General features: G+C 73.9%; 16 protein-coding genes and 1 pseudogene. 5 read left to right on the forward strand and 12 right to left on the reverse strand.

Annotated elements, in window-relative coordinates; all coding sequences use genetic code 11:
* Positions 1-17 precede the first annotated feature (17 nt).
* The 3 genes from M8J74_RS38375 (at position 18) to M8J74_RS38385 (ending at position 3,306) form a co-directional block, all read left to right on the forward strand.
* Positions 18-608, forward strand: coding sequence for a TetR/AcrR family transcriptional regulator (locus M8J74_RS38375; RefSeq protein WP_249840861.1), 591 nt, complete (start codon positions 18-20; stop codon positions 606-608).
* On the forward strand, positions 605-1,999 hold the full coding sequence (locus M8J74_RS38380) for an MFS transporter (protein ID WP_249840862.1): 1,395 nt from the start codon (positions 605-607) through the stop codon (positions 1,997-1,999). Before M8J74_RS38375 ends, M8J74_RS38380 begins: the two co-directional genes overlap by 4 nt.
* A 74-nt stretch (positions 2,000-2,073) precedes the next feature.
* Entirely contained in the window at positions 2,074-3,306 is a 1,233-nt protein-coding gene (locus M8J74_RS38385) for a serine hydrolase domain-containing protein (RefSeq protein ID WP_249840863.1), read from the forward strand.
* Positions 3,307-3,311: 5 nt separating this feature from the next.
* On the opposite strand, the gene M8J74_RS38390 is transcribed toward M8J74_RS38385, so the two are convergent.
* From M8J74_RS38390 to ribA, 4 genes are all read right to left on the reverse strand, one after another.
* Positions 3,312-4,463 carry a saccharopine dehydrogenase family protein gene (locus M8J74_RS38390; RefSeq protein WP_249840864.1) on the reverse strand — a complete coding sequence of 384 codons (1,152 nt, stop codon included), beginning with the start codon at positions 4,461-4,463 and terminating at the stop codon, positions 3,312-3,314.
* Positions 4,456-5,517: a saccharopine dehydrogenase gene (locus tag M8J74_RS38395; RefSeq protein WP_249840865.1), complete on the reverse strand. Its 1,062-nt coding sequence runs from the start codon at positions 5,515-5,517 to the stop codon at positions 4,456-4,458. The genes M8J74_RS38390 and M8J74_RS38395 overlap by 8 nt, the downstream gene beginning before the upstream one ends.
* The gene (locus M8J74_RS38400) at positions 5,514-6,659 is read right to left on the reverse strand and encodes an NAD(P)/FAD-dependent oxidoreductase (RefSeq protein WP_249840866.1); all 1,146 of its coding nucleotides are present in this window, start codon (positions 6,657-6,659) and stop codon (positions 5,514-5,516) included. Before M8J74_RS38400 ends, M8J74_RS38395 begins: the two co-directional genes overlap by 4 nt.
* Before the next feature lie 70 nt (positions 6,660-6,729).
* Positions 6,730-7,389, reverse strand: coding sequence for a GTP cyclohydrolase II (gene ribA, locus M8J74_RS38405; protein WP_249840867.1), 660 nt, complete (start codon positions 7,387-7,389; stop codon positions 6,730-6,732).
* A gap of 38 nt (positions 7,390-7,427) precedes the next feature.
* Here ribA and M8J74_RS38410 point away from each other — a divergent pair, with 38 nt between their 5' ends.
* On the forward strand, positions 7,428-8,192 hold the full coding sequence (locus M8J74_RS38410; protein ID WP_079077859.1) for a creatininase family protein: 765 nt from the start codon (positions 7,428-7,430) through the stop codon (positions 8,190-8,192).
* 137 nt (positions 8,193-8,329) lie between these two features.
* Here the strand turns inward: M8J74_RS38410 and M8J74_RS38415 are convergent.
* The 5 genes and pseudogenes from M8J74_RS38415 to M8J74_RS38435 all read right to left on the reverse strand — a co-directional run.
* Positions 8,330-9,421: pseudogene (locus M8J74_RS38415) on the reverse strand (lysylphosphatidylglycerol synthase transmembrane domain-containing protein); the annotation flags it as partial.
* Positions 9,418-10,458 carry a class I SAM-dependent methyltransferase gene (locus M8J74_RS38420; RefSeq protein WP_249840869.1) on the reverse strand — a complete coding sequence of 347 codons (1,041 nt, stop codon included), beginning with the start codon at positions 10,456-10,458 and terminating at the stop codon, positions 9,418-9,420. The gene M8J74_RS38420 and the pseudogene M8J74_RS38415, both read right to left, overlap by 4 nt.
* Positions 10,459-10,547: 89 nt before the next feature.
* Entirely contained in the window at positions 10,548-11,738 is a 1,191-nt protein-coding gene (locus M8J74_RS38425; protein ID WP_249840870.1) for a glycosyltransferase family 4 protein, read from the reverse strand.
* Complete coding sequence (locus tag M8J74_RS38430; protein WP_058922042.1) at positions 11,735-12,133, reverse strand: 6-pyruvoyl trahydropterin synthase family protein; 399 nt, start codon at positions 12,131-12,133, stop codon at positions 11,735-11,737. The genes M8J74_RS38425 and M8J74_RS38430 overlap by 4 nt, the downstream gene beginning before the upstream one ends.
* A gap of 166 nt (positions 12,134-12,299) precedes the next feature.
* Entirely contained in the window at positions 12,300-13,280 is a 981-nt protein-coding gene (locus tag M8J74_RS38435; protein WP_249840871.1) for a zinc-dependent alcohol dehydrogenase, read from the reverse strand.
* Between the two features lie 106 nt (positions 13,281-13,386).
* On the opposite strand from M8J74_RS38435, the gene M8J74_RS38440 reads away from it, so the two are divergent.
* Positions 13,387-14,163, forward strand: coding sequence for a CDP-alcohol phosphatidyltransferase family protein (locus M8J74_RS38440; RefSeq protein WP_249840872.1), 777 nt, complete (start codon positions 13,387-13,389; stop codon positions 14,161-14,163).
* Positions 14,164-14,194: 31 nt separating this feature from the next.
* On the opposite strand, the gene M8J74_RS38445 is transcribed toward M8J74_RS38440, so the two are convergent.
* The 3 genes from M8J74_RS38445 to M8J74_RS38455 all read right to left on the reverse strand — a co-directional run.
* The gene (locus tag M8J74_RS38445) at positions 14,195-14,632 is read right to left on the reverse strand and encodes a GNAT family N-acetyltransferase (RefSeq protein ID WP_249840873.1); all 438 of its coding nucleotides are present in this window, start codon (positions 14,630-14,632) and stop codon (positions 14,195-14,197) included.
* Between the two features lie 10 nt (positions 14,633-14,642).
* A complete protein-coding gene (locus M8J74_RS38450; protein ID WP_249840874.1) occupies positions 14,643-15,857 on the reverse strand; it encodes an MDR family MFS transporter in 1,215 nt (404 codons plus the stop codon).
* Positions 15,854-16,252: ABC transporter permease subunit (locus M8J74_RS38455; RefSeq protein WP_249840875.1), on the reverse strand; the 399-nt coding region annotated here is incomplete at its 5' end. The genes M8J74_RS38455 and M8J74_RS38450, both read right to left, overlap by 4 nt.

The raw sequence follows: 16,252 nt of genomic DNA on the forward strand, positions 1-16,252 counted from the left end.
CCTGGTAGACACTGTCCATGCCTGAATCGTCAAAGCCCGGACCGGAAACGGGACTGCGGGCCCGGCTCGTCGACGTCGGGGTGGAGCTGGTCGCCCGGGAAGGGGCGCAGGCGCTGACCCTGCGGGAGATCGCGCGCCGGGCCGGCGTCTCGCACGGGGCGCCCCGGCGCTACTTCCCCACCCACGTCGAACTGCTGTCGGCCATCGCCCGGCGCGGGTTCGCCGACCTGGCCGAGCGGGCCACGACGGCGGTCGGGGACGGGACGGCCTCCCCGCGCGAGCAGGTGGTGGAACTGGGGCGGGCGTACCTGGAGTTCGCGCTGGACAACCGCGGCATGTACGAGCTGATGTTCCGTCACGACCTGCTGGAGAGCGGTCACCTGGGTCTGCGGGACACCAGTCTTCCCCTGTTCGGGCGGCTGGTGGAGCTGGTCGGCCGGGCCCGCCCCGAGGCGGACGCCCGGATCGTCGCGGGCGCGCTGTGGGCGAACCTGCACGGCATCGCCCAGCTGTGGGGCTGGGGCAGCCTCCAACTCGCGACGGCGACAGAGGACTTCGGGCCGTTGCTGCGCACCGCGCTGGACGCGCACCTCGGGGCCGGGGCGTGAGACGGCAGCGCGCGCTGGCGCTGACGGGCAGCGTCGTCGGAGCGGTGGTGGTCGCCCTGGACGGCACGGTCCTCTCCGTCGTGCAGCCGACCCTGCGGCAGGACCTGGACGCCTCGTTGGCACAGGTCCAGTGGACCAGCACGGGCTACCTCATCGCGGTGGCCGGCCTGCTGGTCTTCTCGGGGCGGCTCGGGGACCGGTACGGCCACCAACGGCTCTTCGCCTTCGGCATGCTGGGCTTCGGGGCGGCCTCGGCGGGGATCGCCCTGGCCCCCGGGATCCGATGGGTGATCGCGCTGCGGGTGGTCCAGGGGGTGTTCGGAGCGCTGTTGCAGCCGGCCACACTGGGCATGCTGCGGGCCGCGTTCCCACCGGACCGGCTGCGGATGCCGATCGCCGTACGGACCAGCGCGATCGGGCTGGCCGCCGCGGCGGGCCCCGTCCTGGGCGGGGCCCTGGTGGCCGGTCCGGGCTGGCGTGCCGCCTTCCTCCTGAACGTCGTACCGACGCTGGCCCTGGGCGTCCTTGCCCTCGCCTCGCTCGGCGGGGCGCGGCGACCGCACAGGGCCTCCCCTCGCCCCGTCACCGCCCTCGACCTGCCCGGTGCCCTGCTCCTCGCGCTGACCCTGGCCAGTCTCGTCCAGGCTCTCGTCGCCCTGCCGGAGCGGGGCTGGACGCCGGAGAGCGGTGCCGGAGTCGCGGTGGCCCTCGCCGCGGGGGCCGCGTTCGTGCGGCACGAGCGGCGGGCCCCGACTCCCCTGGTGCCGCCGGACCTCGTCGGCTCGGCGGGCGTCGGCCGGGCGGTCGCCGTCCTGGTCGTGGCGTCGGCCGCGCTGCAGGGCACCCTGTTCACCGCGACCTTCCTGCTGCAGAGCGCCCTCGGCGTCGGCCCGCTGCGCATGGCCCTGTTGAGCCTGCCGCTGGCGGCCCTGATGATCCTCGCGGCGCCGTGCTGCGCGGTCCTGCTGCGCCGGTTCGGGGCCCGGCGGACCACGGTCGCGGCGATGGCCGTGCTGGCCGCCGGGATCGTGGTCCTGGACCGCGCCACCGGCACCCTCGCCTTCTGCGCCGGGTTCGGTCTGCTGGGCGCCGGCTTCGGGACGGTCATGGTGGCGGCCACCCACGTCGTCGTACGGGAGGCCGCGGTGGAGTCCGCCGGGGTGGCGGGCGGGCTGAAGCAGACGGCGATGAACGTCGGGCCGGTGCTGGGCGTGGCGGTGGCGACGACGCTGACCGGACCGCACGCGGGTGGCGCGCGGCTGCCGCTGATCGTCCTGGCGTTCGTGGCCGCGGTCGGCGCGGTCGTGGCCGGATCTCTGCCGGAACGTTCCGTCTCGATGATCAATCCTGGTCGACCCGGGGACCGCGGCGGTGTTCCTGCGCGACGATGAGGTCTGAGGTCAGGGCGGCGGGATATGCGGGATATCCCGTCCGGCACCTCGACGAGCGCATTCGGAGGAGAGCGATGGCACAGCTGCGGCAAGAGGTCGACCCGAGCGAGGTCGGGCTGGACGCGAAGGCGCTGGACCGACTCGACCAGCACCTCGCCCACCACGTCGACGAGGGTCGCGTGCCCGGCTTCCTGGTGGCCGTGGCCCGCGGCGGACGCGTCGCCCATCTGACGATGCTCGGCCGGCGCGACGTCGCGGCCGGACTGCCGGTCGAGCACGACACCCTGTGGCGGATCTACTCCATGACGAAGCCGGTCACCTCGGTCGCCGCGCTGATGCTCGTCGAGGAGGGCCGGCTGTCGCTGGACGACCCGGTCGCCCGCCATCTGCCGGCCTTCGCCGACCCGCAGGTGTACGAGAGCGGCTCCGGCGCCGACGTACGGACCCGTCCGGCCCGCGGACCCATACTGATCAGGCATCTGCTGACCCACACCGCGGGCCTCACCTTCGCCTTCTACCGCTCTCACCCGGTCGACGACCTCTACCGCGCGGCCGGCCTGGAGTCCTCGGTCCTGCCGGGCACCGACCTGGCTCGGACGGTCGAGGTGTACGCGAGCCTGCCGCTGCAGTTCGAGCCCGGAACGCAGTGGAACTACTCGGTCGCCACCAACGTCCTCGGCCGGGTCGTCGAGGTGGTGAGCGGGCAGTCGCTCGACGAGTTCTTCGCCGAGCGGATCCTCGACCCGCTCGGCATGTCCGACGCCGGCTTCCAGGTCACCGACGAACAGGCCCCCAGGCTGGCGGAGTTGTACGGCGAGACGGACTCCGGCGGCATCGAGCCGGTCGCCGGGCTGCCGCTGCGCGGCGGGCGGCCCCGCCTGCTGTCCGGCAGCGGCGGGATGGTGGCCTCCGCGTACGACATGCACCGCTTCATGGAGCTGCTGCGCCGGCGGGGCGAGCTCGACGGCGTCCGTCTGCTGGCCCCCGAGACCGTGGACCTGATGACCCGGAACCACCTGCCCGGCAACGCGGACCTGCGCGCTTTCGGCTCCCGCCCGGCCCACGACGAGCCCAACAACGACGGCGTCGGCTTCGGCCTCGGCGTCTCGGTCGTCATCGACCCCGAGCGCACCCAGGTCCCCTCCACCCTGGGCGCCTACGGCTGGAGCGGCGCCGCGACGACGACTTTCTGGGTCGACCCCGTCCATGACCTGACCGTCCAGTTCATGACCCAGGTCCGCCCGAAGACGTCCCTGAGGATCGTCCCGGACCTCAAGCGCCTGGTCCACGAGGCGATCACCGGCTGACTCGGCTACACGGCGGGCCGCAGGCCGAACTCCAGTCCTTCCGCCCGCAGTTCGTCCAGCCACTGCTCGGAACGGGCCGCCGTCCCGGCGGCCCGGTTCAGCCCCGCCGGCAGGCTGCCGTCCAGGACGTGCCGGACGCCCAGCGCCAGCGGGCGCGACACGCAGCGGGCCATGGCGCTCTCCTCCTCGTCGCCGGTGAGGTCGAGCAGGTAGCTCCCCGACCAACCGCCGTCCTGCGCGCGCACGTCCAGGGACACGGCGAGCACGACCCGGTCGCGGTCGGCGTCCGTCGTCGGATGGCGGGCCGCCAACTCCTGCGCCAGCGCGGCGATCCGCGCGTCGTCACCGGCCTTCAGCTCCTCGAACACCGGGTCCCAGGCCCGTAGCCAGCCGTCGAGCCGCAGGGTGCCGCGGACGAAGGTGTGCGCCCGCCAGGCGGCCGGGAAGCCGTACTGCTCGACGAAGGGCACGCTGTCGCGGTTGGGGTAGACCTCGAAGCGTTCCCCGTCGAGGACGTGGGCGCGGGTGGCCTCCCACGGGCGTCCGGCGACGGTCTCGGTGCCGTCCTCGATGTAACGGGCGGGCGAGCGCAGGGCGCCCAGGACACCGGCGGGGGCCCAGCTGAAGCGGTACCGGAAGTCGTTCGGCACGGCCGGTATGCCGCCGCAGTACGAGGTGAAGGTGTACGACGCCGGGGTGCCGGCGCCGACGGCCGCGCCGGCGCGGGCGACCAGGCTGTGGGCGAAGAGGTGGTCGATTCCCGGGTCGAGCCCGGCCTCGGTCAGGACGACCAGTCCGGCCCTCTCGGCCGCGGGCACCTGCCCGAGGACGGCGTCGGAGACGTAGCTGGAGCAGGCGAAGTGGGCGCCGCCCGCGACACAGGCGGCCAGGACCGGGGCGTGCTCCGGCGCGGGCAGCATCGACACGACGACGTCGCCGGGCGCCAGTTCGGCGGTGAGCGCGGGGAGCGTGAAGGCGCGGGGCTCGGCGCGCGGGCCGAGGCCGAGGCGGTCCAGGGCGTCCGCGGCCCGCTGCTCGGTGCGATGCCACAGGCGTACCCGCCCGGCCGTTTCGCACAGCCGGGCCAGACCGCTGCCCGTGGACAGTCCGGCGCCGATCCAGTGGACGGTGCCGGACGCGGTGGCCCGCTCAGCCATTCCCGGACTCCCTTTCCGTGACGCCGAGTTCACGGCACGCCTGGTGGAACCGGTCGAGGCAGCGTCCCCACGGGCCGCCGACGGAGAACTCCAGCAACTGGATCACCAGGGCCGCCGAGAAGTCCGTGCTGGACTCCCGCGGCAGCAGGGACGGCAGGTTGTCGATGGCGATGAGGTCCAGCGGGGGTTCCTTGCGCAGCCGGCGCACCGGCTCGTCCCAGTCCGTGGTGCGGTCGTAGACCGGCAGGACGTTCAGCGGGGAGCCGACGTCGCAGGTGACGTCGCACAGGGTGCGCAGACGCCGCGCGGGGGCGTCGAGGTCCTCCTCGCGCAGGAAGGGCGGGACGGGCGAGGTGGCGAGGACCGCGTTCACCATGACGTCGTGGCCGAGCAGGGCCGGACGGTCCAGGTCACGGGTCTCGGCGAGGTCCCAGCAGGTCGGTTCGATGCCCGCGGCCTGGAGGGCGAGCCGTGCGCCCCGGCCGCTGCGGCCCAGGGCGCCGACGACCAGCGCCGTGAAGTCCTCGTCCCCGGCGGCCCGCCGGAGCGTCTCGTCCAGCTCCTCCTTCGACCCCGGCACGAGCGGGGCGGCCAGCCTGCCGCGGTGCTGGAGCACGGCGAGGGCGGCGCCCAGGTAGCCCGCCCAGAAGCCGAAGGCGGCGAGGCGACGGCCGTCGTCGTCGACCAGGTACTCCAGGTCGAGCAGGGCGCCTCCCCCGGCGGCGAAGCGCCGCAGCAGGGTCTCGGCTCCCGGCTGCCGCTTGTAGGCGTGCCCGAAGAAGATGTGCCGGTGCGGCAACTCGGCCGGCTCGTCCGGGAGTTCCTTGAGACCCAGGACGACGGCGTCGTCCGGCGCGGACACCCACGAGCCCGCGGGAGCGACGCCGCAGCCCGCCGCCTCGTACTCCTCGATCGGGAAGATCCGCTGCGGGGACTCCTCCACCGTCAGCCTCACGCCCGCCTCGACGAGCCGCCGGGCGTCGGACGGCACGAGCGGTGTGCGGCGTTCGGTCGTACGGGCCTCGTGGCGCAGCCACAGGTGGAGATCGGTCATACGAGGTTGGCCTCCGGGCGCGGGGCGTCGGCCGCGAAGCGGTCGGCGCTCAAGGGGCGGACGTCCACGAAGGGTACGCGGCCCAGGTACAGGTCGCGGATCACCTCGCCGACGGCGGGGCCCTGCAGGAAGCCGTGTCCGGAGAAGCCCGTGGCGTAGAGGAAGCGGGAGACCGAAGTGGCCTCGCCGATCAGCGCGTTGTGGTCGGGGGTGATCTCGTACAGGCCCGCCCAGCCGCCGGTGCGGCGCAGGTCGAGCAGGGCCGGGGCGCGCCGCTCCATGGCCGCGTACAGGGCGGGGATCCAGCGGTCGTGGGTGTCGGTGGCGAAGCCGGGGCGCTCCTCGGGGTCGGACATCCCCAGCAGGAGACCGGGGCCCTCGGCGTGGAAGTAGAGGCTGGTGGTGAAGTCGATGGTCATGGGGAGGCCGGGGCGCGGTTCGGCGAGGGGTTCGGTGACCGCGATCTGGCGGCGCAGCGGCACCACCGGCAGGTCGACGCCGGCCATCGCGCCGACCGCCCGCGACCAGGCGCCGGCCGCGCAGATCACCGTGCCGGTCGCGATCCGGCCCAGGGTCGTGGCGACGGCGGTGATCCGGTCGCCCCGCAGCTCGATGCCGGTGACCTCGGTGTGCCGCAGGACGCGGGCGCCCAGGGCGCGGGCGGCGGAGGCGTAGCCGTGGACGACCGCCTCGGGGGTGCAGTGGCCGTCGTCCGGGGAGAAGGCGGCGGCGAGCAGGCCGTCGGTGCTGATCAGCGGGGAGAGCCTGCGGGCCTCCTTCGGTGTGATCATGCGGCTTGGCACGCCCAGGGAGTTCTGCAGCGCGACGCCGCGCTCGAAGGAGGCGACCTCCTGCGGTGTCGACAGCAGGAAGAGGTAGCCGACGCGGTGCAGCCCGATGTCGTACCCGATCTCCTCCTCGAAGCGGCCGAACGCCTCCAGGCTGCGCGCCCCGAGCTGGATGTTCAGCTCGTCGGAGAACTGCGCCCGCACCCCGCCCGCCGCCTTCGAGGTGGATCCGGCGGCGAGTTCGTCGCGTTCGACGAGGACGACGTCGCGGACACCGGCGGCGGCGAGATGGTAGGCGATGCTCGCGCCCATCACCCCGCCGCCGATGACGACGGCACTGGCCTGCGTGTTCACCGGCGAGCCTCCCAGGGGTGTCGGGTCGTCCCCTCTTCCTGTCCCCGCCCGCCGGGCCGTAACCGCACGTTCAGGACAGGTGCGCCAGGGCGTCCAGGTGGGGCAGGACGTGGTCGAGCCGCTCCCGCTTGGTGCGCAGGTAGGTGATGTTGCTCTCGCAGGGCGGGATCAACAGGGGGACGGTCTCGGCTACTTCGATGCCGTGCTGCACCAACGCCTCGCGCTTGCGCGGGTTGTTGGACATCAGGCGGACGGAGTTCACGCCCAGGTCGTGCAGGATGCCGGCGGCGACGCCGTAGTCGCGGGCGTCCACGGGCAGCCCGAGCGCGAGGTTGGCCTCGACCGTGTCCAGGCCCTCCGCCTGCAGGGCCATCGCGCGCAGCTTGGCGAGCAGGCCGATGCCGCGGCCCTCGTGGCCCCGCAAGTAGACGACGATGCCGCTGCCTTCGGCGACCACGGCCTTCAGCGCGGACGCCAGCTGGTCCCCGCACTCGCAGTGCTGGGAGCCGAACGCGTCACCCGTCAGGCACTCGGAATGCAGCCGGGTCAGGACATCGTCCGTGCCTATCTCGCCGTGCACGAGAGCGACTTGTTCGTCGCCGCGATCGTGATCGATGTAACCGACCGCCCGGAATTGCCCGTACACCGTGGGCAGCGGGGCATTCACTATGCGTTCCACGCCGGTACGCTTCGCGCTCTTCTTGCCGAGTACGCCGATTTTATCTGTCATGATTCGATTCCTAAACAGAGACGAAAGGCCGTGAAGAAATGAGTGGTTCGGGCGTGCGTACGGCGGCGGACGGGCTGGTGCCGGCGGACACTACGGAAGAGGTACGGACCAGGGCGGCGGGTGTCTCAACGCAGGTCGCGGTCCTTCCGGTGGGAAGCTTCGAACAGCACGGGCCGTTCCTTCCGCTGGCGACCGACACGCTGGTCGCCTGTGCCGTGGCCCGGGAGATCGCCGCTGCGTACCCGGTGCACCTCCTCCCTCCGGTGACCATCTCCTGCTCGCACGAGCACGCGGCCTGGCCAGGGACCGTCAGCATCTCATCGGTCACCCTTCATGCGGTGGTGAGTGACATCGCGCAGTCCCTGCGCCGCTCCGGCGTCGACGCCCTGGTGGTGGTCAACGGGCACGGCGGGAACTACGTGCTGGGCAACGTCGTCCAGGAGTCCTCCGCCCGCGGTGAGCGCATGGCGCTCTTCCCGGCCGCGGAGGACTGGGAGACGGCGCGGCAGCGGGCGGGGGTGACCACCTCGCTGCTGACCGACATGCACGCGGGAGAAATCGAGACCTCCATCCTTCTGCATGCTCACCCGGAATTCCTCCGGCCCGGTCACGAGACCGCCGATTTCGTCGCTGACGACCGTCGCCATCTGCTCACCCTCGGTATGTCCGGCTATACCGATTCGGGCGTGATCGGACGGCCTTCGCTGGGTTCCGCGGAAAAGGGGAAGGAACTGCTGGCGAGCCTCGCGGATTCCTTCGGCGCGTATTTCTCGCTCCTCACCTCGGAGGACGGGCCCGCGTAGTCGGCGCCGGGTTCCGGGCTCGTTCCGGAACCCGTCCGCAGCCCCGTGTACCAGCGGGCGACGAGGACGACCGCGCCCGGCAGGGCGGCGACGAAGCTGAGCACGCCGTACACGACGGCGACCGCCACACCGCTGCCCGCACCGAGGCCGGCCGCGCCGAACGCCCAGGCGGTGACGCCCTCGCGGGGGCCGAAGCCGCCGACGTTCAGCGGCAGGCCCATGGCGACCAGGGCCAGCACCGCGAGCGGGATCAGCGCGGCGGCGGAGGCCGGGGAGCCGGCGACCCGGGCGGCGAGCACGAACATCCCGATGTGACCGGCGAGGACGAGCAGCGAGGAGAGCGCGACGGCGGGGCCGTTGCGGCGGGAGAGCAGTCCCTCGCGCGCCTCGGCGAGCGTCGCGCGCAGGGCGCGGCCGCGGCGGGAGTCGGCGGTGCGGTTCATCCGCAGCGCCAGGACGACGGCGAGCGCGCCGACCGCGGCGAGCAGGACCGGCGGGGCGAAGCTGCGGACCTCGGCCCGTACGGGGGACGGCATCGTCAGCAGCACCGCGGTGCCGACGACGGTCAGCGCGACCTGTCCGGCGACCCGTTCGAGGACGACCGACCGTACGCCGCGGCCGAGGTCACCGGCGTCCTTGCCGTGCCGGACCGCCCGGTGCACGTCGCCGAGGACACCGCCGGGCAGGGCGGCGTTCAGGAACAGCGCGCGGTAGTAGTCGGCGACGGCCGCCCCGAGCGGGAGCCGCATCTTCAGGCTGCGGGCCACCAGCGCCCAGCGCCAGGCGCTGAGCACGGTGGTGGCGACCCCGGTCAGGAGCGCCAGGACCAGCGTCGTCGCGTCGATCCGCCGCAGCCCGTCCAGCAGCACACCGGTACCGAGGTGCCACAGCAGGGCCCCGAGGATGACGACCCCCGCGACGGTCCCGAAGTGGCGGCGCAGAGCAGGGGAGTTGAGCCGCGCCAGGGCGGCCCGCCACCGGGGCGTGCCGTTCGCGGCGGCGCGCTCTTCGGTGCGGGCGAGCTCGTCGGCCCGGGCCCGCAGAGCGGACTCCCGCGCGGCGAGACAGGCGGCCCCGTCGTCCCACACCTCGACGACGACGGAAGCGGCACCGGCGGACGCCGGCACGTGGACCCCCTCGACCCGAGGGCTCGCCGCGGCTTCGGAAGCGCCGTCCGCACCCCGCCGGCTGCCGGGCACCACGACCGTCCTCATCGTCTCCACGCTCATGACGCCCCGCCCGTCGGCCGGGACATCGCCAAGAGGTCGCTGTGGTGGACGGTGACGTGCAGGTCGCCGGCCTCGCAGGCGGCCAGGCGGTCGTGCAGATACCGTTCTGCGCGTGCTGCCAGCTCGGGGCGCTCCTCGACGGCCGCGCCGACCCAGCCGCGCAGCCACTGGGCCGTCAGCTCGGCCTCGCCGGGGCCGAGCCGCCAGGGGCTCGGGTTGACCCGGACCGTGGCGCCCCGCTCCGAGAAGGCCTCGCAGGCGGCGTCGACCGCGTCCGGGCCGAGCAGGCCGTCGCGGCGCTGGTGGGCGTTGAACGCCTCGGTGATCTCCGCGTCCATCGGGTCGGACGGGCTGAGTTCGACGCGGCCGGCGACGGAGAGCGTCAGCAGGGCCGGGCAGCCCGCCCCCGTGCAGGCGTCGGCCAGGGTCTCCAGCTCCTCGCGGGTGAGCACGTCGAGGAGGGCGGAGGCGGTCACCAGGGAGGCGCCGGCGAGCCCGTCGGCGGTGAGCCGGGCGACGTCGCCGCGGCGGGTCTCCACCGAGACCCGGCTGCCGTCGGCGGCGGACCGCGGCGAGGCGACGGCGGCGAAGTGCAGCAGGTACGGGTCACGGTCGTGCAGCACCCAGTGCTGGGCGCCGTCGAGCCGGGAGGCGAGCCAGCGGCCCATGGAGCCGGTGCCGCAGCCCAGGTCGTGGATGACCAGCCCGGCCTTGCCCGGCAGGTTCGCGAGCCGGATGCGCAGCGGGTCCAGCAGGTCGTGCGAGCGGGCGGCGGCGTCGGCGGGTTCGCGCAGCTCCAGCCACTCGGGCGCGTAGCGCGGGGGCTCGTCCGGCCCGGTGTCGCGCAGGCGCACGGTGGCGCGCTCGCCGGGGCGGGCGGGACCGGCCCCGGGGATCACCGAACCGGCGGCGACCGCCGGGCCCGTTCCCGGGCCGTCCGTGCCCTGGGTGCCCTGGGTGCCCTCCGCCACGGAACCCACCGCCTTCGCCTCGTGTCCGCCGGCCTCCGTGGGCACATCCGCCGTCCGTGTCGCCATCTGCCGCGCCTCCCCCGCCGTCTCCCGTGTGTCCCTGGGCCCCGGCTGCGCCGGGATCCTTCCGCCGGTCCTCACCGGTACGGTCCCGCTCATGCCGCCCTCCCGGGCTCGCTCGGCAGCCGGCCCAGCACTCCGGCGAGGCTGCGGGCCGTGGTGGCCCAGCCGTCCAGGGCGGCCCGCCGGCTCCGCGCGGCGGCCTTCAGCCGGCGCCGTACGTCGGCCTCGCCGAACCAGCCGCGCAGTTCGGCGGCGAGTGCGGCGGGGTCCTCCGGCGGCACCAGGATGCCCGGCACCCCGCCGTCGGGGGCGCGGCCGACCGCCTCGGGCAGGCCGCCGACGTCGGTCGCGAGCACCGGGATGCCGCGCGCGAGGGCCTCCGTCACGGCCATGCCGTACGTCTCCGCGTAGGAGGTGAGGACCATGAGGTCGGCGGCGTTGTAGCTGGCGTCGAGCTGCGCACCGGCCTGCGGGCCGGCCAGCTCGATCCGGTCCTGAAGGCCGTGCTCCCTGATGAGCTGCCGCAGCTCGGCGACGTACTCCGGGTCGTGCCCGAGCCCGCCGACGCACACGCACGTCCACGGCAGTTCGGCCGCCGCGGCCAGCGCCTGCACCAGCCGGTGCTGGCCCTTGCGCGGGGTGACGGCGGCGACGCAGAGCAGCCGCGAGACCCCGTCGGTGCCGGAGGCCAGGGGCGCGATGTCGGCGCCGGGCGCGGCGACATGGACCCGCTCGGGGGCCAGGCCGTGGTGCGAGACGAGCCGGCGGACCGCCCAGTCGCTGGTGGCGATCACGGCGGGCACGGCCCGCAGCACGATCCGCTCCCTGGCGTCCAGCTCGGCGGCCACCGCGGGCTCCAGACCCCTCTCGTCGCCGAGCGGCAGATGCACCAGCACGGCGAGGCGCAGCCGCTCCGTCTCCGGTACGACGATCTCGGGCACCCCGCACGCGACAAGCCCGTCCAGCAGGACGACCGTCCCGTCGGGCAGCTCCCGCAGGACGCGGGCGAGTTCCGCGCGGGCCCCCGCCCCCGGCCGGGGCCACTCGCCGGCCACGGCGTGCTTGTGCACCTGCCAGCCGAAGCCGGGCAGGTCCAGGCTGACACGCCGGTCGTAGGCGTTGCCGCCGCTCGGCGCCGCCGGGTCGTCGACGCCGCCCGGCATCACGAAGTGCACGGAGCGCAGGGACATGGGGATGATCTCGGCGTTCTTCAGCGTGGAGTGCTGCACGGGCACGTATCCGAGGGCCGGATGCGCCGTCTTCTCCAGGGTCACGTCGGTCACAGGGCACGCTCGTAACTCGCCCAGGCGATGTGCGACTCGTGCAGGGTGACGGTGATCCCGGCGATGCCCTTGGCGCCCTCGCCGAGGCCGCCCTTCTCGATGCGGTCGGCGAGCCGGTCGGCGATGACCTTGGCCAGGAACTCCGTGGAGGTGTTCGTTCCGGCGAACTCGGGCTCGTTGTCGAGGTTTCTGTAGTTCAGCTCGCTGACGACGGCGCCGAGTTCCTGCGTGGCCAGTCCGATGTCGACGACGATGTTGTCGTCGTCCAGCTGCTCGCGCCGGAAGGTGGCGTCCACCAGGAACGTCGCTCCGTGCAGGCGCTGCGCGGGTCCGAAGACCTCGCCGCGGAAGCTGTGGGCGATCATGATGTGATCGCGGACGGTGACACTGAACAACGGACGACCCTCCAGGTGCGGCGCGTCTGGCCCCCCGGCAGTCGGCCGCCGGGGGATGCCGTGTAGTACGGCTCATCGTTTCCCCGTGTTCAGCCGTCCCTCACTCTTTTCTCAGGTCAGGCGGTCTTGCCCGGCCCCGGAAGTCGTACCGGATTGAACGACTGCGTCACTCTGTGTCCTCGTACCGGATGCGGTGGCAGAGCGCGGGCAGCTCTCCGGAGGCCAGCTTCGGCAGGAGGTCCGGCAGCTCGTCGAAGGCGGACTCGCCGGTGACGAGGGCGTCCAGCGCCGGGTCGGCGAGCAGGTCGAGGGCGAGGGCGAGCCGGTCGGCGTAACTGCGTCCGGCGCGGCGGGGGGAGACGGTGCCGACCTGGCTGGAGCGGATGACGAGGCGGCGGGAGTGGAAGGCCTCGCCGAGCGGGAGGGACACCTTCCGGTCGCCGTACCAGCTCAGTTCGATCACCGTGCCCTCGGCGGAGAGCAGTTCGAGGGAGCGGGCGAGTCCCTGCTCGGTGGCGCTGGCGTGGACGACGAGGTCCCGCTCGCCCTCCGCGTCGCCCGGCAGGGCGAAGTCGACTCCTAGGGCCCGGGCGATCTTCGCGCGCGCGGGATCGGCGTCCACGAGCTGCACGCTGACGCCCGGAAAGCGCGCCAGCAGCGCGGCCACCGAGGAGCCGACCATGCCGCCGCCGACGACGGCGATCCGGTCGCCGATCAGGGGCGCGGCGTCCCACAGGGCGTTGACGGCGGTCTCCACGGTGCCGGCGAGGACGGCCCGCTCGGCGGGCACGGTGTCCGGTACGACGGTGACGGCATCGGCGGGGACGACGTACCGCGTCTGGTGCGGATACAGGCAGAACACGGTCCGCCCCACCAGCCGCTCCGGCCCCTCCTCCACCACGCCCACGTTCAGGTAGCCGTACTTCACCGGGGCCGGGAAGTCGCCCTCCTGGAAGGGGGCGCGCATGGCCGCGTGCTGGCTCTCGGGCACTCCGCCGCGGAAGACGAGGGTCTCCGTCCCCCGGCTCACACCGGAGAACAGCGAGCGCACCAGCACCTCGTCCCCCGCGGGTACCGGCAGGTCGACGTCGCGTATCCGGCCCTCGCCCGGGCGATCCAGCCAGAACGCGCGTGCGGCGCGGTTCATCGACGTCCTCCTGAACGATCGGGAAGCGGTTCACGTACCGAGGTGTGCACAGGCCGCGCACAGTACGCGGCGTGATCGACTCTGTCATATGGCCGGAGGGTGTGCGGTGGCCCTGAACAACACATACGAAGCAAGGCTGGTCCAGCAGGAGACCGCTGTGGGAGCGGGCGTGCAGATCCTGTTGCTGGCCCTGCTCGGTACGGCGATCGGCCTGGGGCCGGCGGGCTGGCTGACCGGCCTCGCCTTCGCCGTCGCCACGTGGGCGGTGCTCTCCAGGGCGCTGCACCGCACCCGGCCGCGCTCCTTCGGCCCGGCCAACCGGGTGACGCTCGGCCGCGCGACCCTGGTCGGCGGCGTGACCGCCCTGGTCGCGGACTCCTTCGAGAGCTCGCCGCCGGTCACCGTCTTCGTCGGTCTCACGGCCGTCGCCCTGATACTCGACGGTGTGGACGGCAAGGTGGCCCGTGCCACCGGCACCTCGACGCCGCTGGGCGCCCGCTTCGACATGGAGGTGGACGCGTTCCTGATCCTGGTGCTGAGCGTGTACGTCTCCATGCAGGAGGGCCCGTGGGTCCTGCTGATCGGCGGCATGCGCTACGCGTTCGTGGCGGCGGCCCGCGTCTACCCCTGGCTGAACGCCCCGCTCCCGCCGAGCATGGCCCGCAAGACGGTCGCCGCGATGCAGGGCGTCTGCCTGCTGCTGGCCGCCTCCGGCTACCTCCCCGCGGCGGCCTCCTTCGGCGTCACGGCCCTCGCCCTCGCCTCCCTGACCTGGTCATTCGGCCGCGACGTCCGCTGGCTCCAGCGCGCGTCCCGTGTCGACGAGGCCGAGGTGGAGGAGATGCTGGAACGGGCGGCGGAACGCCAGACGGTGGCGTCCTGAGCGACGTGACGGCTGACGCCGGGGCGTCCCCTCAGCCCTCGATCGGGTACCGGTACACGGTCGATCCGCGCCGCTGGAAGCCGAGCCGCTCGTAGAGCCGGTTCGCCGCCTCCCGGTCCGGGCGGGAGGTGAGGTCGACGGTGCGGGCTCCGGCCTCTCGGGCCGATTGCAGCGCCTGTTCCATCAGCAGCCCGGCGATCCCGTGTCCTCGCGCCGCCTCGTCGACGATCACGTCCTCGACCCGGGCGCGCAGACCGGACGGCAGCGGAACCGTCGTCAGGGTCAGGGTGCCGACGATGCCGTGGTCGGCACGGGCGACGAGGACGGTGTTCGTGTCGCAGGCCAGGTCGCGGGCGAGCGCCGGCGCGTCGAGCGGCCGCGCGGAGCGCGACAGTTGCGGCAGCAGACGGCCGAGAGCGTCGACGAGCTCCTGGTCCGCCTCCCGGGCGGCCTCCACCTGGATCTTCATGGCGGCGAGCCTAGCGGCGCGGGAGCAGCGCGGTCGCCGTCGCCGGTACGGCCGCCAGGGCCAGCCATGGCACGGCCGATGGCAGGCCGGCGTCGAGGAGAGTGCCCGTCGCGGCGCTGCCGAGCAGGACGACGAGGCCGGATGCCGAGGACAACGCGCCCGTGTACAGGCCGAGTCGGCCCTCGTCCGCGAAGTCGGGGACCCAGGCGCGGGCGACCGGCGCGACCAGCATCTGGCCGAGGGTGAGCAGCACGACGAAGCAGGCGGCGGGCAGCAGGCCGGTCGTGCCGGTCCGTCCGGCGGCCACGGTCAGGAACCCGGCCGCGATCAGCAGCAGACCTGCGAGCATCGACCGGCGTGACGTGAGGCGGGCCGCGGCCCAGCGGGTCACCGGGAGCTGTGCGGTGACCACCAGCAGGGAGGACAGCGCGAACAGCCAGGCCAGCGCCGCCTGGGAGCCCGTCGCCCGCTCCACCTCGGCGGGCAGGGCGAGGTAGAGCTGGTTGTAGGCGAGGAGGTAGGCGCCGTAGGCACAACACAGGCCCAGGAAGCGGCGGTTGCGCAGCACGGCTCGCATGCCGCCCTTGACCCGGGTCCGCTCCGGTCCCGGGATCCGCTGGGGCAGCAGCCGCGCGTGCCCGGCGAGGACCAGCACGAAGATCCCGGCGCCGGCGAGGCACACGGCACGGAAGTCCACGGCGAGCAGCAGCGCTCCCAGCAGGGGCCCCAGGAAGGCGCCCGCCTGTCCGGCCACGGTGAACAGGGCCAGCACCCGGGTCCGTGAGCCGCCGCCCGCCCGCTCCGACTCCACTGCCTGCCGGGCGACTTCGGACTCCACGGCGGGCGAGAACAGCGCGGCGGCGAAACCGATCAGCAGCACCGACCCGATCACCGCCCAGGTCTCCCGCGCGAACCCGAGCCAGGCGAACCCGGCGATCCGCAGCGCGCATCCGGTGAGCACCACCGGCCGAATCCCGTGGCGGTCGGCCAGCGCCCCGCCCACCACGAACAGGCCCTGCTGGCTGAACGTCCGCAGTCCGAGCACGAACCCGACCAGCCAGCCCGCCATCCCGACCGCCCGCCCCAGGTGTTCGGCCAGGAAGGGCAGGACGGCGAAGAAGCCGAGGTTGAAGGCCAGTTGGGTGAGGATCAGCAGACGCAGCAGCGGGGTGAGGCGGGTGCCGCCGCCCTTGGAGCGCGACAGGCCGATCGTCGGCGAGGTCATTCCGCCACCACCGACTCACGCCGGGCAGAAGGCTTTTGCTCCGGCGGTCGCGTCCTACGACGCCCCGGCCGCCCCGCTCCCCCGGCCGCGCTCACCGCCAGCGCCCCGAGCAGGGCGAGCACGGCGGCCGGGGCGAGGACCGCCCAGGGGGCGCGCTCGGCGTAGGGCTGGTTCTCGGCGAGCAGCAGCCCCCATTCGGGCGACGGCGGCTGGGCGCCCAGGCCGAGGAAGGCCAGCGAGGCCAGGGCGAGGGCGGTGCCGGGCAGCCGGAGCAGGGCGTGACGGGTGACGGGCGGGACGACGGCCGGCAGCAGCGCGCGCCGGAGAAGGTGCCGGCGGCCCGCGCCCAGTCCGCGGGCCGCGGTCACGTGCGGTGCGGCCCGCTCCTGGCGCAG

Origin of the sequence: Streptomyces panaciradicis (assembly GCF_023516615.1) — a bacterium.
GTDB classification, from domain to species: Bacteria; Actinomycetota; Actinomycetes; order Streptomycetales; family Streptomycetaceae; genus Streptomyces; species Streptomyces panaciradicis.